Source organism: uncultured Williamsia sp. (assembly GCF_947494875.1).
GTDB lineage: Bacteria > Actinomycetota > Actinomycetes > Mycobacteriales > Mycobacteriaceae > Williamsia_A.
On the sequence record NZ_CANLWM010000004.1, the window covers coordinates 396,929 to 417,786 of the forward strand.

14 protein-coding genes are annotated in these 20,858 nt (G+C 71.7%); 3 read left to right on the forward strand and 11 right to left on the reverse strand.

Translation table 11 applies throughout. The annotated features are described in order from the left end of the window. Window positions 1-23 precede the first annotated feature (23 nt). Window positions 24-1,544: a type VII secretion protein EccB gene (eccB, locus tag Q1A98_RS12280; protein ID WP_299573738.1), complete on the forward strand. Its 1,521-nt coding sequence runs from the start codon at window positions 24-26 to the stop codon at window positions 1,542-1,544. A 13-nt stretch (window positions 1,545-1,557) separates the two neighbouring features. Here eccB and Q1A98_RS12285 read toward each other — a convergent pair whose 3' ends face one another. From Q1A98_RS12285 to eccD, 4 genes are read right to left on the reverse strand one after another with little or no spacing between them, the layout of a single operon-like run. Further along, window positions 1,558-2,292 (reverse strand): pirin family protein, encoded by a 735-nt coding sequence (locus tag Q1A98_RS12285; protein WP_299573740.1) that lies wholly within the window; start codon window positions 2,290-2,292, stop codon window positions 1,558-1,560. Continuing rightward, complete coding sequence (locus Q1A98_RS12290) at window positions 2,289-3,056, reverse strand: hypothetical protein (protein ID WP_299573743.1); 768 nt, start codon at window positions 3,054-3,056, stop codon at window positions 2,289-2,291. The genes Q1A98_RS12285 and Q1A98_RS12290 overlap by 4 nt, the downstream gene beginning before the upstream one ends. Continuing rightward, a complete protein-coding gene (mycP, locus tag Q1A98_RS12295; RefSeq protein WP_299573746.1) occupies window positions 3,056-4,552 on the reverse strand; it encodes a type VII secretion-associated serine protease mycosin in 1,497 nt (498 codons plus the stop codon). The genes Q1A98_RS12290 and mycP overlap by 1 nt, the downstream gene beginning before the upstream one ends. Further along, a complete protein-coding gene (eccD, locus tag Q1A98_RS12300) occupies window positions 4,549-6,099 on the reverse strand; it encodes a type VII secretion integral membrane protein EccD (RefSeq protein WP_299573748.1) in 1,551 nt (516 codons plus the stop codon). The genes mycP and eccD overlap by 4 nt, the downstream gene beginning before the upstream one ends. 82 nt (window positions 6,100-6,181) lie before the next feature. Between eccD and eccCa the strand changes: the two genes are divergently transcribed. Next, window positions 6,182-10,195: a type VII secretion protein EccCa gene (gene eccCa, locus Q1A98_RS12305; RefSeq protein WP_299573749.1), complete on the forward strand. Its 4,014-nt coding sequence runs from the start codon at window positions 6,182-6,184 to the stop codon at window positions 10,193-10,195. A 7-nt stretch (window positions 10,196-10,202) separates the two neighbouring features. On the opposite strand, the gene Q1A98_RS12310 is transcribed toward eccCa, so the two are convergent. Together Q1A98_RS12310 and Q1A98_RS12315 are read right to left on the reverse strand one after the other, a co-directional pair. Then, the gene (locus tag Q1A98_RS12310) at window positions 10,203-10,700 is read right to left on the reverse strand and encodes a hypothetical protein (protein ID WP_299573752.1); all 498 of its coding nucleotides are present in this window, start codon (window positions 10,698-10,700) and stop codon (window positions 10,203-10,205) included. A 117-nt stretch (window positions 10,701-10,817) separates the two neighbouring features. Continuing rightward, a complete protein-coding gene (locus Q1A98_RS12315) occupies window positions 10,818-12,068 on the reverse strand; it encodes a hypothetical protein (protein WP_299573754.1) in 1,251 nt (416 codons plus the stop codon). 82 nt (window positions 12,069-12,150) lie between these two features. On the opposite strand from Q1A98_RS12315, the gene Q1A98_RS12320 reads away from it, so the two are divergent. Continuing rightward, a complete protein-coding gene (locus Q1A98_RS12320; protein WP_299573756.1) occupies window positions 12,151-12,570 on the forward strand; it encodes a DUF3761 domain-containing protein in 420 nt (139 codons plus the stop codon). A gap of 5 nt (window positions 12,571-12,575) precedes the next feature. On the opposite strand, the gene Q1A98_RS12325 is transcribed toward Q1A98_RS12320, so the two are convergent. The 5 genes from Q1A98_RS12325 to eccA form a co-directional block, all read right to left on the reverse strand. Then, complete coding sequence (locus Q1A98_RS12325) at window positions 12,576-13,328, reverse strand: SDR family oxidoreductase (RefSeq protein ID WP_299573761.1); 753 nt, start codon at window positions 13,326-13,328, stop codon at window positions 12,576-12,578. A gap of 85 nt (window positions 13,329-13,413) precedes the next feature. Beyond that, entirely contained in the window at window positions 13,414-13,851 is a 438-nt protein-coding gene (locus Q1A98_RS12330) for a VOC family protein (RefSeq protein ID WP_299573764.1), read from the reverse strand. Window positions 13,852-13,951: 100 nt separating this feature from the next. Further along, complete coding sequence (locus tag Q1A98_RS12335; RefSeq protein WP_299573767.1) at window positions 13,952-15,364, reverse strand: FAD-binding oxidoreductase; 1,413 nt, start codon at window positions 15,362-15,364, stop codon at window positions 13,952-13,954. Between the two features lie 106 nt (window positions 15,365-15,470). Further along, complete coding sequence (locus Q1A98_RS12340; protein WP_299573770.1) at window positions 15,471-18,899, reverse strand: BTAD domain-containing putative transcriptional regulator; 3,429 nt, start codon at window positions 18,897-18,899, stop codon at window positions 15,471-15,473. Between the two features lie 111 nt (window positions 18,900-19,010). Further along, window positions 19,011-20,810, reverse strand: coding sequence for a type VII secretion AAA-ATPase EccA (gene eccA, locus Q1A98_RS12345; RefSeq protein WP_299573773.1), 1,800 nt, complete (start codon window positions 20,808-20,810; stop codon window positions 19,011-19,013). Window positions 20,811-20,858: the final 48 nt, after the last annotated feature.

A 20,858-nucleotide genomic window follows, 5' to 3' on the forward strand; every position in this document is an offset into this window, starting at 1 on the left:
TAGCAACGGTTCTGTACAGCTGAATGGCTGCCGCGGCGAGCGCCGACGCGGCCTGCCGGCGGTCGGACGGGGCAGGGCGGAGCGAGCTCGGACGGGGGTCGATGATGGCACAGCGGACGACGAAGTCGCAGGTCAGCGGCTACCGTTTCCTGCTGCGACGGCTCGAGCACGCTCTCGTCCGTCGAGACATCCGCATGATCCACGACCCGATGAGCGGGCACGTGAAATCACTGATCGCGGGGCTGGTCCTCACCCTCGTCGTGGTCGGTGGCGCGGTGGCGTTCAGCATCTTCAAGCCCCAGGGCTCCGTCGGCGACTCGACGATCGTGATGAGCAAGCAGTCCGGTCAGCTCTACGTCATCGTCGACGGACGCCTGCATCCCGCGCTGAACCTCGCGTCGGCGCGGCTCGTGGCCGGGAAGGCGGAGAAGCCCAACTCCGTCAGCGACTCCGTGCTGGCGGGGTACCCGCGGGGGGCGCAGCTCGGCATCCCGGGTGCGCCGAGCGATCTGTCGGCGACGGGCGGCCCCGGACTCTCGATCTGGTCGGTCTGTGATCGCCTCGACGAGCCCCGCGACCCGGACGGCACCCCGACGGTCGGTGTCGTCGCGGGCAAGCCCGCACCGGGCCTGGGCGCCCGTCAGCTGGGCGGGTCCGATGCGCTCTACGTGCGCAGCGGCGACGAGTACTTCGTGGTGTACCGCGGTACCCGCGCGCAGATCGATCCCGACGATCTCGTCGTCCGTCAGGCGCTCGGGCTGCAGTCGGTGCAGGCCCGGTCGGTGAGTCCTGCACTGCTGGATGCCATCCCGCCGTCACGCGCCATCGAGGCGCCGCGGATCCCGGGTGCGGGCGACGCGTCGCGGTTCGCTCTCGACGGCGCCCGAATCGGATCGATCCTGCGCGTCTCCAGCCTCGACACCGGAGCGGGCGAGCAGGACCAGCTGTACGTGGTGCTGTCCTCGGGGATCCAGAAGGTGTCGCCGTTCGTCGCGGACCTGATCCGTGCCGCCACCCCCACCAGCGGACAACCGATCACCGTGAGCCCGGGTGCGCTCACCGCTATCCCCCAGGTGACGTCGCTCGACGTCGACGGCTACCCCGACACCGCCCCCGACGAGGTCGACGGCACCGCCCAGAAGGCGCTGTGCTTCCGCTGGAGCAAGGACGGCGACGCGGAGGCGTCGACGGCGGTCGCGCTGGAACCCGACTTCCCCGTGGCGAACGAGAAATCTCTGTTGCCGACGGTGGGCGCTCGCAACGACGGCCTCGGCGCCGACGTCACCTACGTCCCGCCGGGGACCAACTACTTCGTCCGCACCACCGGCAGCAGCCCGGGCAGCGATCGTGCCGCCTCGGACTTCCTCGTCGCGGACACGGGCGTGCGCTACGGCGTCCCCGACACTGCGGCCGACGACCTCGGGATGCCGAAACCCCTCACGGCGCCCTATCCCATCGTGAAGTTGATGCCGCCGGGTCCGGCCCTGGCCCGCAACTCCGCGCTCGTCGAACGCTCGGACGTCGCGCCCGACGCCGGATCCTGAGCCCGGGCAGCGTCTACAGGTCGAACGACGCGTGCATCTCCCAGAACAGGATCTCCGCGTCGTCCGTTGCGATCAGCGCTATCTCGTCGGCGTCGGTGGTGCGGACCGCGTCGCCGGTGTCGAGGCGCCCGGTCCCGACGAGTTCCACCGCACCACGCGCGACGAAGAGGTGTCCGAACGGCGCGGCGGGCAGCGTCACACCCTGCCGGGCGCGGGGACGGGCCGCGTGCAGCGCGACGAAGCGGTTGCCGATGTCGAGTGCGGTGGTGCCGCGATGTCCGGCCCGCCCGGACACCACCGGGATCAGTTGCCCGCCGGCGAGTTCGTCGGTGAAGTCGTGTTCGGCGTAGGACGGGTCGCGTCCGTCGCCGTCGGGGGGAAGCCACATCTGCACCACGTGGGCGGCGACATCCTCGGCGCGCGTCGAGGCGTTGCGTTCGGAGTGGGTGATTCCCCGACCGGCGGACATCCGCTGGACCAGGCCCGGCGTGAGGATCCCGGAGTTGCCGTTGAAGTCGCGGTGTTCGACGGCCCCCTCGAGGACCCAGGTGACGATCTCGACGTTCTCGTGCCGGTGGGTGTCGAATCCGGCGCCTGTGTCGACGACGTCCTCGTTGTGGACCATCAGCACACCGTGGGCATTGGCGGGGAGATCGAAGTTGCCGGTGGCGGGGAACGATTGGGCGGATGTGACGGACCCGTCGCTCCAGTGGTGCCGAGCTTGGTCCCGGATGACCTCGAGGATCACGGCTGTTCACCGTGCCTGCGGCGCACCGTGTTCACCACGCGGTTGAGGGTCGACGCGAACCGGGCGGCGTCGACGCCCATGGCGACGCCCGGCTCGTCGACGATCAGCAGGTAGCGGCCGTCGCCGGGGATGTCGCGGTAGCGGGCCTCGATCACCGACGGTCGGTGACCGTCGACGGCGGAACCGACCTGGATGCGCAGTGACCCGCAGGTCGCCGGGTCGTCGCGGGCGAAGGCGGCAGCGGCCGACGGCCTCGGCGGTGGCTCGACGACGGCGATGGTGCTCGCGTCGATGCCGGGCAGCTGTCGGAACGTCACGTCGGTGTCGGTGGGGAGGGAGCCGGCGCCGTCGGAGCGGGGCAGCATGGCCACGATGTCGCGGGTCCAGTCCGACGCGGTGTGCCGCGTGATCGACACGGTCCCCCCGAGACTCACGGATCCGGTCAACTCCTGACGCGCGACGATCACCGTCTGCATGTCCCGTGTCGCCGACACCACGCGACGGTGGTGGCCGGGGTCCTCGAACGGCTGTCGAGCGTCGAGGCCGGCCACCGCGATCGTGACCAGCGGCCGGGTGAGGGCGGCGATCGCCGCCCGGCGCGGCTCACTGAGCTCGGCGAGTGGCCGGCCGGGGGACTCGTCGCCGGTCGAGGCGGTGCGCGCGTCGGCCGCGGCGAACTCCGACGGGAAGTCGATGCCGTCCGCCTCGGCCCAGAGCTGCCGGAAGTGCAGCGTGCGCAGGGTCCACGCATCGCCCGTCGGCATCAGTAGTCGATGCCCTCGCGGAGTCGCCGACGGTCACCCGTGCGGCGTCGCACGAGCATCCAGGACAACACGGCGAGGAGACCCGCACCCGCCGCGACCCCGATGGCGACGTACCGGGGCACGGCACTCGGGGCCGGTGTGGCCGGTGCCGGACGCAGCGGCTCGGCGGCGAACACGTTGCGGGAGTCGCCCGTTCGTGGGTCGGCGGAATCGGCCCCCGACGGGAGGGCGTCGGGGGTGGTGGTGGTGAGCGCGGCGACGGGATCGATGAGGCCGTACCCGACCGCGCCGTCGCGCCCGTCGGCGGGATGGTGCGCCGTACGGGTGATGCGGTCGATGACCTGACGCGCGGTGAGTTGCGGGAACTTCGACCGGATCAGCGCCGCCAGACCGGAGACCAACGGCGCGGCGAAGCTGGTCCCGGTGATTGGAATGGGCTTGTCCGGGTAGCGCGTGGCGTCGATGACGGCGGGGTTCGGGGACGTGTTGAGCGACTCCATGTCCCGACCGGGGGCGGCGACGGTCACCCACGGACCGGCGAGTGAGAACGTCGCGGGCGTCCCGTCGTCCTCGACGGCCCCGACACTCACCACGTAGGGCGTGAAGTACGCAGGTGAGGACTTGGTGGACACCATCGACCACGGATCCGGGTCGCGACCGCCCTGCGCCGCCGCGGCGTTTTGCGCGCACGCGCCGCCGTTCCCGGGCGACGTGTTGTCGGCCGCGGCGACCACCACGACGTTGCGGTCATAGGCGAATTTCACGGCCGCGCCAAGCGCCCGGTCACCGAGGTCGCTCCCGGCGGGGCCGCACGCCGAGACCGAGATGTTGATGACGGTGGCGCCGAGATTCACCGCACGCACGACGGCCCGCGCGAGCGTTGTCACGTCGCCTGCGCCCTCCGAGGCACCCTCCGGTAGCACCGGCGCCGACGACGACGCTTGCTTGGAGTCCGCGGGACCGTAATTCGCCGACGACTGCCGGATGGCGATGATCGTCGCGTCCGGCGCGACACCGGCGAACCCGTCGTCGGGCGACTGCTTCGCGGCGATGATTCCCGCGACCTGGGTGCCGTGACCGTCGCAGTCCGTGGTCCCGTTGCCCGACGACACGTAGTCGCCACCCGGGATCACCGAGAGTCGAGGGTGGCGAAAGACCCCGGTGTCGATGACGGCCACCCGCTGGCCCGCGCCCCGCGAGAACTTCCACGCCTGGTCGATGTCGAGCATCTGCAGGCTCGTAGGAGGTGCGATGTGATCGGCTTTGGTCGAGACCATCTCCGAACACAGCGACGTCTGGCGTGTCGGTGCGGACGGGGCGATCGGGCTGTCGGAGGGCACCGGACCGGCGATCGTGGGCGGCGTCATCGCTCGGGCGACACCGACCATTGCCGAGTCTGTCAGCGGCAGTGCGGAGGTCGCGGCCACGCCGACCGCCGCGGCCAGACCGACGCGCAGGAGCGCGGTGCGCCCGCGCCGAGCAACAGCACCGCTCACCACGCGCCGCGGGCGACGGAGTACAGCCCGATGACCCATGCCGCGATGGGCACCGTGGCGGTGATGACGAGGTATTCGAGGATCTCGCCGATCCGCCGCATCACCGGCGAGAACTCCATCGACGGCGTGATGACCCCGAAGGCGAACGCGGCCGCCGCGACGACCAGCGTCAGGCCCACGGCGAGGACCGCCCACATCGAGTCCGCGAGCGACTGCGTCGCGACGACACCGAGGAGCCCCACCGCGCCGAGCCCGATCATCCCCGCGGCCTGCACGAGGTCACTGTGCGAGCGGCCACGCAGCACGATCGCGGCGGTGACGAGCACGCCCAGGAGCAACGACTTCCAGTCGACGCCCGCGCGGGGCACCGCGAGTATCACCGAGCACGTCGCGGCGACGGCCGCGGCACCGAGCATCAGCCCGGACATGTGGGCGTTCGCCGCCTTCGCCCGCAGCTCCAGGGCGGCCGTCTCGGGCAGCGCGACGGCACCGATCGCGGCGACGCCGGCGTTGATGTTCGGGGTCTCGGGCGGGTCGATGTCGTCGAGCGACGCACCCGCGGACGGGACGGTCGGGATCGGCAGGCGCACCAGCAGGATCGTCAGCCGCGGCGCGATGAGCGCGACCAGCAGCGCGACGACCGCCACGACGGCGGCGGTGTGCTGGACCGGCGCGCCGACGAGCAGCTGCCCCAGCGCTCCCAGCCCGACGAGGGTCGAGACGGTGATCAGCGCGAGGTGGGTGAAGGGTTCACCCGCGGTCACCCGCAGCGCGACGACGCCCACCAGGACCGCCACACCCGCGCCGAGGAGCACGTTCGCGGAATGGTCGGCCGCGGGCAGCACGGCGAGGCACCCGACGAACACCGCCAGCGCCGACGCCACCGTCAGTGCGGCGCCGACCATCCGGTCGCCCGTCGAGCGGGCGACGATGTCGGCGACGAAGAACACACCGAACGCTGCGAACGCGACACCGGCGAGGTCGTAGCGGTGGTCGGACCAGGACGCGACCGCGGTCAGCACGGCCGACACGGACACGGCGGCCAGGAAGGCGATCACGCCGACCCACCGTGCCGCGGCCGCCGACCACGACCGGAACTCGCGGCGGGTGATGCCGGCGACCGCGTCTATGACGTCGTCGTAGACCGTCGGGAGCTCGGCGGTGCCCTCGGACCGAAGGACGAGGAGGTCGCCGTCGTGCACGCCCGACTCGATCAGCGTGCGGGTCTCGTCGAGGACGGGTTGACCCACCCGACCGAGCGTCCACCGGACGGCGAGGTCGTCGGGGACGCGTTCGGGTTCACCGAACTGGTTGCGCAGCAACAGGCCGGCGAGCTCGGGGACGAGCGAGGCGACCGGGACGTCGGCGGGCAGCGCGACGTCGACCTGGGTGCGACCGCTGAGCACGGAGACGCGACACAGTGCCGGTTCGGTGCGTCGGGGAGGTGCGTCGCGTCCGACGGGGTTGGTGGCCAGGCCGGTGGACATGGCCGCGCCCACGGTCGAACTGCCCGGCATCGGCCCCGGTCCGGGCGGGTAGGTCGTCATCGGCAGCCAGCGCCTCCCTGTCAGCTGTGCGAGAACGTACGATAGCCGACGCAATGATCCGGGGTAGTGGGGAGGGCGCGTCATGACCACCGAGGGTTTCGTCCGTCGAGCGCGCGCGCCGCGCCCCCGGCTGCCCGGTGGCGAGATGGCGGTCCAGGCGCCGCCGGAGATCCCGCGCGCCGTTCCCGCGAGCATCGTGGTGCGGCTGTTGCCGGTGGTCATGGTCGTCGCGATGGTCGGGATGATGGCGCTGTTCTTCACCGCCGGCTCGTCGGCGCTGCGCAACCCGGTGACCCTGCTGTTCCCGATGATGATGCTGATGTCGATGGTCGGGATGTTCGCGACCAGCGGTGGGCGCGGTGGCGGCCCGCGGGCCGCCGAGCTGAACGAGGAGCGCAAGGACTACCTGCGCTATCTCGGACGTCTGCGCAAGGACGTCGACGAGACCGCTCACGATCAACTGCGTGCGCTGTCGTGGTCGCATCCCGCGGCCGGGTCCCTGCTCCCCGCCGTCGGATCCCGCCGGATGTGGGAGAGGCGTTCCGACGACGCCGATTTCGCGCACGTACGCCTGGGTGTCGGTGCGCAGCGACTGGCGACGCGGCTCGCCCGGCCGGAGACCGGACCGCTCGAGGACCTCGAACCGGTGTCGGTGATGGCGTTGCGGCGGTTCATCCGCATGCACGCCGTCGTCCGCGGTCTGCCCACCGCGATCTCGCTGCGGGCGTTCCCGGCCGTCACCGTCGAGGGGATCACCGACGAGGTCAACGCCCTCGCCCGCTCGATGATCCTGCAGTTGTGCACCTTCCACGGACCGGACCTGGTGCGCGTGGCGATCGTCTGCCCGGATCCTGAGACGACCGACTGGTCCTGGGCGAAGTGGCTGCCGCACGTCCAGCACCCCACCCGGCGCGACGGCGCGGGCCCGGCGCGGATGCTCTACCACTCGTTGCGCGAGTTCGAGGAGGATCACGACCCCGAGCTGACCGAGCGACCCCGGTTCTCCCGCAACGCATCCCCGTCGGACGGCCGGATCCAGTGGCTCGTCGTGCTCGCCGGCGGTTACGTCAACGGAGACGAGCGGTCCATCAACGACGGCGGGCTCGACTCGGTGACGGTCCTCGGCCTCGCCGACAACCCGCTGACGCTCGCCGCGCGCCGCGGCACCCAGCTCGTGCTCGACAAGGGCGCCCTGGGCGCGCGGTCGGCGTTCGGGGTGGAGAACTTCGCGGTCGCCGACCAGGTGTCGGTGGAGACCGCCGAGGCCGTCGCCCGGCGGATGGCGCGGTACTCGCTGGCGACGGCGGCGCAGCTGATCAACCTCGACGCCGAGACCGGGCCGCGCGATCCGGGACTCATGCGCCTGATCGGCGTCCCCGACGCCGGCAACGTCGATCCCGACCGCGTGTGGCGTCCGCGGACCCCGCGGGATCGCCTCCGGGTGCCCGTGGGCGTGACGGAAACCGGTCAGCCCCTCGAGATCGACATCAAGGAGGCGGCCGAGAACGGGATGGGGCCGCACGGGCTGTGCATCGGCGCAACGGGTTCCGGCAAGTCGGAGTTCCTGCGCACACTCGTGCTGTCGATGGTGACCACCCACGCCCCCGAGTCCCTGAACCTGGTCCTCGTCGACTTCAAGGGCGGCGCGACGTTCCTCGGGCTCGACGGGCTTCCCCACGTCGCGGCGGTGATCACCAACCTCGAGGACGAGCTGGCGATGGTCGACCGCATGCGTGACGCGCTCGCCGGCGAGATGAACCGCCGTCAGGAGCTGCTCCGGTCGGCGGGCAACTTCGCGAACGTCGCCGACTACGAGCGTGCGCGGATGAACGGGGCCGCGCTGGACCCGTTGCCCGCGCTGTTCATCGTCGTCGACGAGTTCTCCGAGCTGCTCTCGCAGAAGCCTGATTTCGCGGAGCTCTTCGTGATGATCGGCCGTCTGGGACGGTCGCTGCAGATGCACCTGCTGCTCGCGTCCCAGCGACTCGAGGAGGGCAAGCTCCGCGGACTCGACTCCCACCTGTCCTACCGCATCGGACTGAAGACGTTCTCCGCCAGTGAGTCCCGCGCCGTGCTCGGGGTCCCCGACGCCTACCACCTGCCCGCGGTCCCCGGGTCGGCCTATCTCAAGTGCGACTCCTCCGAGCCGGTCCGGTTCAACGCCTCGTACGTGTCCGGGCCGTATGTCCCGTCGACGACGACCCGACGCAACGACGTGACCGGTCGGTCCGGTCCGGCGGTGCCCATCCGGTTCTTCACCGCGACCGAGGTCCCCGACGTCCGTCCGGCCGGTGACGGGATCGCCGAGGTCCTGCCCGAGCCGGTCGTCGAGGACCCGGTGCTGCGTGACGGACGCGCCGTCACGGTCCTCGACACCGTGGTCGCCCAGCTGGAGGGTCACGGCCGTGCCGCCCACGAGGTCTGGCTGCCGCCCCTCGACGAGTCGCCGTCGGTGGACGCGTTGCTGCCGGTGCGCGACTGGCGGTCGACGGCCGCGTCCTCGACCTCCGCGCTGCGGTTCCCGATCGGCATCGTCGACCGCCCGTACGATCAGAGGCGCGACGTGCTCACGCTCGACCTCGCCGGTGCGCAGGGCCACGCCGCGGTGATCGGCGGTCCGCAGTCGGGCAAGTCAACGACGCTGCGGACGCTGATCCTGTCCGCCGCGGTGACCCACACCCCGGAACAGGTGCAGTTCTACTGCCTGGACTTCGGCGGCGGCACCCTGGCGGGCCTGGCCGGACTGCCGCACGTGGGGTCGGTCGCCACACGCCTCGACGAGGACCGGGTCCGTCGGACCGTGGCCGAGGTGGTCACCGTGCTGCGGCGCCGGGAGGCCCGGTTCCGCGAGCTCGGCATCGACTCGATGCAGGAGTTCCGTCGGCGGCGCTCCACCGGCGACGCCAGTGTCGCCGACGATCGCTTCGGTGACGTCGTCCTCGTCGTCGACGGCTGGGCGACCATCCGCGCGGAACACGAGGCGCTCGAGGACACCTTCTCCGCGCTCGCCGCGCAGGGCCTGTCCTACGGCATCCACCTGGTGATCAGCGCGTCGCGGTGGATGGAGATCCGCCCGGTGGTCAAGGACCTCCTCGGGACGAGGATCGAGCTGCGACTGGGTGATCCGGCCGACTCGGAGATCGACCGCAAGGTCGCCGCGACGGTGCCGATCGGACGTCCCGGTCGCGGCCTGAGCCCGGACCGGCTGCACATGCTCATCGGCATCCCCCGCCTCGACGGCTCGTCCCGGACCGACGACCTGTCGGCCGGTGTGGTCGGCGCGGTCTCCGCGGTGTCGGCGTTCCACCCCGACCACAAGGCACCCGCGGTGCGCATGCTGCCCGAACGTGTCGACCGCGACGAGGTCGTCGCGCGGGCGTTCGGGCCGGTGGGGCCCCGGCCGACCCAGGTCGCGATCGGGATCGACGAGGCCGAACTGTCGCCGGTGGTGCTCGATTTCGCCACCCAGCCGCACTTCCTCGCGTTCGCCGACGTCGAGAGCGGCAAGACGACGCTGCTGCGCACGATCGTCCGCGGGCTCGTCGAGAACGGACGTCCCGCCGACACGAAGATCCTTCTCGTCGACTACCGGCGGTCGCTGCTGGGTGAGGTCTCGGGCAACCACCTGGCCGCCTACGCGACGTCGGCGCAGCAGGCGGAGCCGCTCGTGCAGGAGCTCGCCGGCGTCCTGGCCGGTCGCGTGCCCGGGCCGGATGTGACCGCGGCGGAACTGCGGGACCGCTCGTGGTGGGAGGGGCCGGAGATCTACGTCGTCGTCGACGACTACGACATGGTCGCGGTCGCGTCGGGCAATCCGCTGCTGCCCCTGGTCGACATGCTGTCGCAGGCCCGGGACATCGGTCTGCACCTCATCGTGGTCCGCCGCAGCGGTGGAGCCTCGCGGTCGCTGTTCGACCCCGTCATCAGCCGACTCAAGGACCTGTCCGTCGACGGACTCATGATGAGCGCGCCGAAGGACGAGGGCGTGCTGCTCGGTTCGACGAAGAGCGCACCGCGGCCGCCCGGGCGGGGCGTCCTCGTCACCCGGGCCGGCGACCGTCTGATGCAGGTCGCCTGGTCGCCGCCGCTCGAGTGAGCCCGGGTCAGCCGATCTCGTGCGCGGGGGTCGGTGTCCAGACCCGGTCGAGCGTCGTCTCGTCGGTCGGTCGGACGTGCGCGGCGGTGACGCGCCACTCCCCGTCGAGGCGCGCGATGTCGTAACGCCCGGCCAGGCGCAGGACCTCGGCGCCGTCGGCCGCACGGAGCGACCACATGACGTCGACCGCACCGGCGAGATCGCCGTACGCGGTCACGCAGCAGTCCGGGGCGAGGACGTGGTCGACCCCGGCGGGACGGAGGGACTCGATGAGCGTGCCGAGGAGACAGGTCAGGTCGGCGTGGTCGCGCGCGCGGACGAGCGAATCGCAGGTGTCCACGATCATCGGGGTGGCGCAGAGGTCGGCGATCACCTGCGGGCCCACCGATCCGGCGAACGCGGCATCCCATCGCGGCAGCATCTCGTCGAAGAACCACCGGAGCATCTCGGCTTCCCTGTGGTCGTCGGCCATCCCGGTCTCGTGACGGTCTGCCTGCACGGTCATGATTCGCCCCCTGAATCCGCATTCATCTCTGCGCGTGTCCGGGCCACGATAGGGAACACGGGGTTGCATGTCAGTTGCGCCGGGAAAGTCCGACGTTGGTGAACGTTGGTCGGCAGGTCAGAGGGGCTGATCACGGCGGTCGATCAGTGACGCCCGCCCCTCGGCCCGCGTCGCGGTGCGCGGGTCGTCGGACAGCTCCGCCAACCGACGCCAGGCGCCCTCGTCGCGCCGACCCCACACCGTCGACGTCCACATCTCGAGCGCCGCGACGTCGGGTGAGGCCAAGGCGGCACTGCCGACGTCCGAGACGACCTCGTCCACGATCTCGATCACCCCGGGCGCGGTGCTGTGGGCGAGCACGCACCCCGACGACAGCACCGACACGGCGCGCTCGAGTCGCCCGGCCGTCGCGTCCGTGGCGACGTCGACCAGGTCACAGGTCACCGTCGGGTCGAGGCGGTACGGCCGCGAGCGCAGCAGTTCGCCGCCGACGGTCGCGCGCAGTCGGGACACCTCGGCCCGGACCGTGACGGGATCGAGCGACGTCTCCGACAGCGCGACGGCCAGCCGCTCGGCGCTCAGACCCGAGGACTGCCACACCAGCAGCACGAGGATCTCGCACTGCCGGCGGGTCAGGGGACGGTCGGTGCCGTCGGAGAGGACGACACGGGGCGCATCAGGCCCGCACGTCACCACCCGCGCACCGTCGGCGGCGGTCCCGGCGGCGAGAACGGGTGCGACGACGTCCAGCGCCTGGCCGTCGGTGATCAGCCGCACGATCGACCGGAGGGCGATCAGCGAGACCTTCTGCGCCGTCGGTTGGTCGCCCACGGTGGCAACACAGACCGTCCCGATGACACGTCCCGTCGCCTCGTCGCGGATCGGCGCCGCCGCGGCCCAGAGGTTCGCGAGTGCGTGGAGATAGTGCTCGGGTCCGTCCACCTGCATCTCGCTGCCGTACAGCAGCGCCAGCGCCGGTGCGGTGGTGCCCGCCGACTCCTCCGAGAGCAGCACGGCGAGCGAGCGGCTGTGCAGCTGTGCGCGGGGGCCCTCCCGGTCGGACGTCCACAGGCCACCGGCACGTTCGTCGGTGATGAAGACGAAGCTGTCGGTGCCGACGCTCTCGTCGCCGATGGTCTCCTCGAGGAGAGCCTGGACGGCGTGCATCGCGTGCGACCGGCGGTAGTCGAAGAACGCCGGGCCGATCGGTGACGAGCGGGGGTTCGCCCCGCGGTCGAGTCCGATCGCGCGACACCGCTGCCAGGACTCCGCTATCACCGCACGACGCTGTTCGTCATCGTCGTCCGCGCGTGCCGCCGCGCCCTCGACGTCCCCCGACCCCATCGCGCCATCATGCCGCGCCGTCATCAGGGTCGGAGGGTAGATCGCTCAGCAGACATGACCCGTGTGTCGCACCACGTGACGATCGGGCCCATCGGACAATCGGGGCATGACATCTCGCGTGGTGGGCAGGTTCTCAACCGCCCTCGCTGTCCTGGTCCTCGCCGTCGGTGTGCTCGTCGCGGCGCCGACCTTCGGTGGCGTGCCCGCAGCCTCGGCGGACACGGGCGTCGCCCACTCCGTCAGCGACGGATGCGGATCGGGGTACTACGAGAACTCGCGCGGCCGATGCATCCCGACGCCCGACGGTTCGACGAGCTCGATCCGGTGCAAGGACGGCACGTACAGCCACGCCGAGAACCGAAGCGGTGCATGCTCCCGACACGGTGGGATATCGGGCGGGTCCGGGGGTGACAGCGGTGCCGCAGACGCGGGAGTCGCACTCGGTGTACTCGGGGTGGGCAGTGCCGTCGTCGGCGTCGCGACGCTGCTTCCTCTGCTCCTCGGCGGACTACTGTTCGGTAGCTGACCCGGTCAGCGTTCCTGTTCGCTGGGTCGGATGACGATCTCGCCGACCGCGGCGTGGTCGGGCCGGGTGACGATGTAGAGGATCGCGTCGGCGATGTCCTCGGCGACGAGGGGATCACCGTGCGTCGCGTCCGGCGCGCCTTTGCCGCCGCCGGTGGTCATCTCGCTTCGCACGACCCCGGGCTCGACGAGGCCGACCCGGACCCGGCGCGGCACCAGTTCGCGGCGGATTGCCTCGGAGAACGCGGTGACCGCGTGTTTGGTCGCGGAGTAGACGTTGCTCTCGGGGGTGGGGACGCGTCGGCCCGCGAGCGAGCTGACCGTGACGATGTCCGCGACGCCGCGCGCCCGCCCGACCGCCGCGGTCACCAGCGGCAGCGCCGCGTGGGTGGTGTTGAGGACGCCGGTCACGTTCACGTCGACCATGCGGTGCCATTCGTCGAGGTCGGCCTCCAGGGCGGGCCCGTTCGCGAGGAACCCGGCGTTGTTCACGAGGATGTCGATGCACCCGAACTCCTCGCCGACGTCCCCGACGACCTCGGCCACGGCGGCCGCGTCGGTCACGTCCACCTCGCGGGCCCGTGCCTGCCCACCGTCGGACTCGATCGCCTCGACGACCTCGCTCAGCCGGTCGAGCCGTCGCGCGAGCAGCACCACCGTCGACCCCTCGCGGGCCAGCGCGTGCGCTGTGGCCTCGCCGATCCCGCTCGACGCCCCGGTGATCACCGCGACCGTCCCGGTCAGTCGTCCCTGCGTCATGGCAGCCCCCTCGTGTCGTCGTGTGTCGGTCAGTACCGACAGTCGTGGACCGACGGGCATTCCCTGCGCCGGGCCGAACGACGTGTCACAGCGGGCTGTCCGGCGGCACGCCCGGATGCGTGTAGAGGCAGAACGGGTGGCCGGCCGGATCGGCGAGGACGTACAGGGGTTCGTCGGGGTCGTCCGTGCGGTGCCTACGGAGGGTCGCGCCGAGGTCCTGCGCCCGCTGCGCCTCGCCGTCGAGCCGGTCGGGATCGTCGACGTAGAAGCACAGGTGCAGCTGCATCGGGACGTCCGGCGACGGCCATGTGGTCTCGCGGAGGTCGTCCGCCTGCTGGAACGCGAGCAGACGATGGCCGTCGCGCGTATAGAGCACGAGCCAGTCGGCGGTGTCCGTCCCGTCGGCGGGTGGCTCGTCGCCCTTGCGGTACGCCAGGTCGAGCAACAGACGGTAGAACTCCGCCGTCCGTCGGACGTCGCGCGTGTCGACGACCACGTTCGCCAGGCGGGGGAAGCGGGTCATGTCGTCTCATCTCCTGGGGGTCGGCCGAGGGTGTTCCCGCGGGGCGCGCCGACGAAACGCCCTCCGACCGTGGGGTCGGAGGGCGTTCACGAGGATCACCTCAGCGCGTGTGGCGCACGACCTGTCCCACCCGCAGCACCCCGGCGGGGTCGTACTGCTCGGCCAGGGCGGCCAGCCAGTGGCGGGTGTCCTCGTCGTAGCACCGCGCGATGCGCGCGGCGTCCGCGGAGGCGCCGAAGTTCGGCAGTTGGCCGCCCGTCGCCCACGGCGCCATCGACGACATCAGGGCCGCGGAGTGCACCGGGACGATCGCGGCGATCTCCGGCGCGAGGACGCCGATGGTCATCAGCGTGTACTCGGCGCCGCGCTGGCAGAACGCGCTGTCGATGGCGGCCGGCCGGGCGAACGCCCCACCGAGGCGACGCATCTCGACGACAACCTGCGGCGATCCCGACTGCGGTCCGGCGCCGGTCAGCACGGCGTCGACCGCTGCATCGGGCAGCTCGGACAGCAGCACGTGCTGTTCGACTGCGGGCATCGGGTCGAGGGGGTCGGCGTGCACGGCACCGATCGCCGCGTAGGGCATCACGTCGACCATGTCGATGATCGGTTGTGCCACGGCACGCATCGGTGCGATCCGGGCCGCGGCGTCGACCGGATCGGCGACCGACGTGTAGCGCACCGCGACGGTGAACCTGCCTGCCAGCGGCGGCGGTACGTCGGGCAGCGGGGGCAGCTGAAGGAACGCGATCGAGGTGTTGGTGTCCTCGGGCAGGTCCGCGCTCCAGTCGCGCCAGGCACGCAGCACCGCTGCCGCGTCTCCGCCGTCGAAGTACAGTGCGCCACCGTAGAACTCGGACAGTGGCATGAGGTCGATCTCGACGGCGGTCACGATCCCGAGCGTCCCCTTGCCGCCGCGCAGTCCCCAGAAGAGGTCGGCGTGCTCGTCGGGGGTGACGCGCATCTGCTCACCGCTGCCGGTGACGAGCTCGAACGCGCGCACGTGATCGGAGGACAGGCCGTAGGTGCGCACCAGCGGCCCGATCCCGCAGCCGGTGAGGAAGCCGACGACACCGACCGCCGGCGACGAGCCGACCAGCGGTGCGAGACCGTGCGGGGTCGCCGCGTCCATCACGCTCTGCCACTGGAGGCCGGCGCCGACCCGGGCCGTCCGTCCGGCCGGGTCGACGACGCAGTCGGTGAGGGCGCTGGTGTGCACGAGGATCGAGGTCTCGTCGACGGGCACCGCGCCGTGGCCGGTGGCGGCGACCGCCACGGTCAGGCCGTGCGCCGCCGCGACTCGCATGGTCGACGCGACGTCGTCGGCGTCGGCCACGATGACCACCGCGCAGGGGGTCACGGGGACCGAGACGCTCCACGGCACCGCGCGCTCGTACCCGGGCTCGCCGGGGGCGGCGACGATGCCCGTGACGGCGTTTCGCAGCGCGGTGACCGCATCGGTGCCGGCAGCCTCGGCTGCCTCGGTGGTCATGGGGGGCAGGACTGTGGTCATGGTGTCTCTCCTGTTGGCGCGGGCCCGGATCCGCGGAGTCGTCGTGGGGCTCGGTCAGAACAGTGCGCGGGACCGCTTGGAGAGTGCTTGGAGCGGGCTGGGACGCCTACCCGGCTCTGACCGCGGCGGCCACGCCGAGCATGTCGAGCTCGCGTGCACGGCTGCCGATGTCGGCGAGTTCGGCGTCCCGGGACGGCGAGGGGTCGGCCAGCCGGGCGAGCAGCAGGCGGGCACGCAGCACCGTGGGGAAACCGTCGGTGCGCTCGCCCAGGGCCAGCGCGAACCGAGCCTGCTGTCGCGCCTCGTCGACCGCGCCGAGTGCGGCATGCAGGCGGGCCAGCGCGATCGACACCGGTCCGACGCAGCCGACCTGTCCGATGATGGCGACGCGGTCGGCGTACGGGGCGAGGTCGTCGACGAACCGGTCGAAGTGATCGGTGAGTTCGAGGTCGACGGCGACATGTGCGAGCAGTGTCGCCGTCCCCAGCGTCGTCCACACGTGCGCACCGCGATTCGCCCACCACCGCGACAGCATCGTCTCGACGACACGGCGGTCGCCGCGGGCGCCGGCGATCGCCGCGGTGCCCGCGACGACGACGCCGACCATGCCGTTGTCGCCGCCCTCGTCGACGACGCTCTGCATCCACCGCAGCGGGTCGTCGGAGGTGAATCCCAGTTCCGCCAGGGCTCCTCGTTCCCAGGCGTAGGTCATGAGCGCGATCATCCCGCTGCCAGCCACGTAGAGCTCGGTCTGTTCGTGGACCTCCCGCGCGACCTGGTACTGGTGGCGTGCTCCGGCGAGATCGCCGTGCCACAGCGCGATCGTCGACTCCATCCACCGCAGCTGGGCACGGACCACCGGCAACCGGAGTTCCTCGCTCCCGGCGATGCCGGCGGCGAGGTGACGCTCGGCGAGCGCGACGTCGCCCAGGCTCATGGCTGCCATGGTGGCGACGGAGTGGCCGATGACGGTGTCGACGCGCGACTGTGCGTGGTCGAGTGACTGCAGGTGCGCGATGCGCTCGAGGCTGTCCTGGCTGTGGTGCGCGACCCCGGAGTAGGTGAGCAGGTAGCCGAGCAGTGCGTCGGCGGTCAGGTCCGTCGAACCGGAAGCGGCTGCGAGTTCGTCGGCGCGCGAGAGACATTCGGCGGGGACGGTCGAGTCGGGGTTGTAGCAGTGGCCGACGGCGAGCGCGGCGAGGACCGAGGTGTGCGCCACCGGGTCGTCCTCGGTGAAGCGCCGTGCGCGTTCGAGGACGTCGAGGATCGGGCCGGGGTCGGCGGTGGGTGCCTGCCAGGGCCATCCGCCGCTCGAGCGGAGCAGTGCGGCGGCGAGCTTGCCCGTCGTCGCGACGCGTCCGGCGTCCATCGCCTCGAGCATCTGGACCCGCGCGGTGTCGATGACGGTCTGGCCGCGTCCGGCCCGCGACTCGGCTTGCAACAGCGACATCGTGAGGTCGTCGCGGACCGAGGCCACCTGGCGGTCGGCCTCGACGAGCCCGTAGGTCTCGATGGCCGTCCGCCACCAGCGGGCCGCGACCTCCGAGCTCCAGCGGGCGGCGGCGTCGTCGGCGGCGGCCGAACACGCCGCGACGACGTCGAGCGGGTCGACCAGCGGGCCGGCCGCGACCATGTGGTGTGCGCGCCGGCCCAGGACGTCGCCCGTCGGCCGCAACGTCCCGAGGTGGTCGGCAACGCGCGCGTGGACACGGCCTCGCGCCGAGGACCGCATGGTCGCCAGGACCTCCTGCCGCAGCAGACCGTGCGCGAACACGTAGCCGTCGGCGTCTCCGGCGGCGGTGATGATGCGGTGGTCGGCCGCCTGGTCGAGGAGCTCGGCGATGGCCGGTGCCGGGGTCCCGGAGACGGCGGTGAGTGCGCGCAGGTCCAGTTCGTCGCCGATGACCGCGGCCACCTGCAGCACCTCGCGGACGTCGTCGGGAAGGGACGCCAGGCGCCGGTCGAGCACTGACCGGACGGCGACCGGGATGTCGCCACCGGCGCGTTCGTCGCTGGAGAGGCGCGCGTACTCCGAGACGAACAGGGGATTCCCGCCGGTGCGTTCGGCGAGGTCGGTGCGCTCGCGATCGGTGAGCGACTCCTCGGCCACCTGATCCGCGAGCGTCGCCACCTCCGCCGCGCTGAGCGGCGGCACCGCCAGATGCCGGTTGCCGGTGTCCCGGGCCGTCGCGGCGAGCAGACGGGACACGGACGCGTCGTGCTCGCCCTCCCGGACAGTGAGGACGACGAGGACCGCGACCCCGTTCAGGGCGCTGCTGAGGAACGCCAGGCAACCCACCGACGCCGGGTCGGCCCACTGGATGTCATCGATCACCAGCGTCAGCGGCGCCTCGCGGGCCGCGTCCTCGATCAGTGACTGCACGCGTTCGTAGATCGCGAAGCGCGCGGTGTCCGCGTCGACGCCATCGGGTGCCGCGGCGACGGAGTCGACGTCGACGTCGAGCCCGCGCACCACCTGACGCAGCGTCCACCAGGCCGGGGTGGTCTCCTCGGGATTGCGTGCCCACACGACCCGCCCGCCGGCGCCACCGGCCTCGGCGCTCGCGTGCTGGGCGAGTCGGGTCTTGCCGATCCCGGGCGGTCCGACGAACGTCAGCCACCGCGTGGTCCCCGCGCGGGACTCGGCGACGGCGCGGTCGATCGCGTCGACCTCCCGTCGGCGGCCCACGAGGGAGGTGGGGGAGGTGCGGACCGTCGCTGTCGGCTCCTCGGGAGGCGCTTCGGGCGCCTGTGCCCCGTGCGCGCCGGTCCAGCCCGGTCGGCGCGGCCAGGCGGCCAGCTCGGGGTCGTGGGTGAGGATCGACTTCTGCACCGCCCGGAGTTCGGGCCCGGGTTCCAGGCCGAGCTCCTCGTCGAGTCGACGGGCGTGCTCGCGCAGCACTTCCAGTGCGTCGGGCGCACGTCCCGCACGGTAGAGGGCGACCGCCGAGAGCCACGACGACCTGTCCCGCAACGGGTTCTGATCGCGCAGGGCCGCGGACTCCTCGACGGCGGGGGCGAGTTGTTCGGCCGCGAGCAGCGCCGCGATCCGGCTGTCCCGGCAGTCGGTCTCGATCTCGGCGAGGCCGGCGGCGTACACCGCGACCCACGGCAGGTCGGCGAGATCGCTGAGCAGTGGACCCCGCCACAGCCCGAGTGCGGTGTCGGTCGCGGCGAGAACCTCCGTCCATCGACCCTCGTCGCCGAGCGCGCGAGCCCGCGTCGTCAGATCGCGAAAACGGGTGAGGTCGACGGCGTCGGCGGGGATGTCGGCGAGGTACCCGGGCGCCTGTCGGACGATCGGGGACGTGCCGGACTCGGGGTCACGCAGGATCCGTCGCAGGTTGGAGATGTAGGCGTGGAGGCTCGACATCGCGTTGCCCGGTTGGTCGTCGCCCCAGATCGCCTCGCACAGCCGATCGGTCGACACCGCACGGCCCCGCTCGAGGAGCAGCATCGCGAGGACCGCCCGCTGTTTGGGCGATCCCAGTTCGCACCGGGACCCGTCGCGGACGACCGTGAGCGGCCCGAGCACGCGGTACTCCATCGAACTCCCGACGACTGCACGATGACCTCGACGCGCACCCCCGTGCGGCGCCTGACACCGGTTATATCGGACAGGTGCCCGTCGTGTGCGGTGGATGGGTCAGCGGACGCGCGCGTGCAGGTTCATCGACGTGAGGATCTGGTCGATCGCGGTCTGCACGTCGCGTGGCTCGATCCGCATCAGCGCGTCGGCGTCGAGGTCGGTGATGTCGACCTCGCCCGAGCTGAGACGGAACTCGCGCTCCTCCTCCGCGGACTCGATCACGTTGCGGATGAACCGGCCGTTGCCCGCGAGATCGATCAGCCTGACGTCGTTGCCGCTCTGATCGGTGACCGCCGTCGAGTACAGCGGCATGCACGCCTCCTGGATCACGCGCACCGATTCCGCCGGGAGCTGCGAGTCGCGGGCCTTCGCGATGACCTCAGCGATCTCGGCGAGCTCGTTCGGCTGGTAGGAGTCGAAGCGGATGCGACGCGCGAACCGGGACGCCAGGCCGTCGTTGGCGGCGAGCAAGCGGTCGATCTCCCCGTCGTAGCCGGCGATGATCACGACGAGCCGGTCGCGGTTGTCCTCCATGCGCGCGAGCAGCGTGTCGACGGCCTCCCGGCCGAACGCGTCGCCGCCGGAGAGGCCCGTCTGGATGAGCGTGTAGGCCTCGTCGATGAACAGGACGCCGTCGAGCGCGCGGTCGATCAGGGCCGACGTCTTGGGCGCGGTGCTGCCGAGGTGTTCGCCCACCATGTCGCGTCGGCTCGCCTCGACGATCGAGTCGGACTTGAGCAGCCCCAGCCCGCAGTAGGTCTTGGCGATGATGCGGGCGATGGTGGTCTTGCCGGTGCCGGGAGGGCCGGTGAATGCGAGGTGCAGGCTGCGGGACTGGCTGGCGAGGCCCTTGTCGGCGCGGACCTTGGCCAGGGCGACGGCCGACGACAGCTTCGCGACCTGGTTCTTCACCGACGCCAGGCCCACCTGACGGTCGAGTTCGGCCTTGGCCTCGGCGAGGCGGTCGTTGCCCGCTCCGGACGCCGCGGCGTCGATGCCGCTCGGCTCCTCGGGCACCGACGACGGGTCCCACTTCTTCGTCCGCCGCGCGATGCGCTCGGGGTCGACGACGACGAGTCGGTAGCGCGGGTCGCGTAGCGCCTCGGCGTTGGCCGCGAAGTTCGGGTCGCGGGAGTACACCTGCTCGAACAGTGCCCGTGCCTTGTCCTCGTGCCCCTCCTCGCGTATGACGAGCCCGTGGGTGAACATCGCGGCGGTGACGGCCGCGGGGATGGGCCCGACCTCGGCCTGCTCGAGCCGTCGGTTGGCCTCGGTGAACATGCCGAGCTGCGCACACGCCGACCCGATCATCACGTTCGCACCCGCGAGCATGTAGTCGTCGGTCCAGGTGGCCGCGGCGCTCGACAACACCGACAGCACGTCGGGCCACCGCTGCGTCGTGAAATGCAGCATCGCCCGGACGTAGGTGACGATCGGCGTGGCCTCGTGGGCGGGGATCTCGTCGAGGACCTCCTCGGCGCCGTCGTGGTCGAGCCCGGTGATCAGCGACGCGGCGTATCCGGCGACGACGTCGGTGACCGAGGTGATCGGGTAGTCGATGTAGAGGCCGGTCGCGAACCGCCCGACGAGCGTGCCCGCCGGGAGTCCGAGCCGCCGCAGTTCGTGGTGCAGGACGCCGCGGGTGCGGTAGAGGTTCGCCAGGTTGTGCGACGCGTCGTCGCCGCACGCGATCCGGCCGAGCCAGGCGTCGGCCATGTCCGGTGCATGCTCGGACGCGCGCTGGAAAGCCAGTGCCGCCTGGCCGGGGTCGCGGGCGGCCTCCTGGCCGTCGACGGGGATGCCGAGCGACAGGATGCCGAAGTCGAACAACTGTCGTGCCTGACGGATGTCGGCCACCGCGCCCCCTCGCTGCACAAACCTACGAATGTCCGCCGACAACCCTAG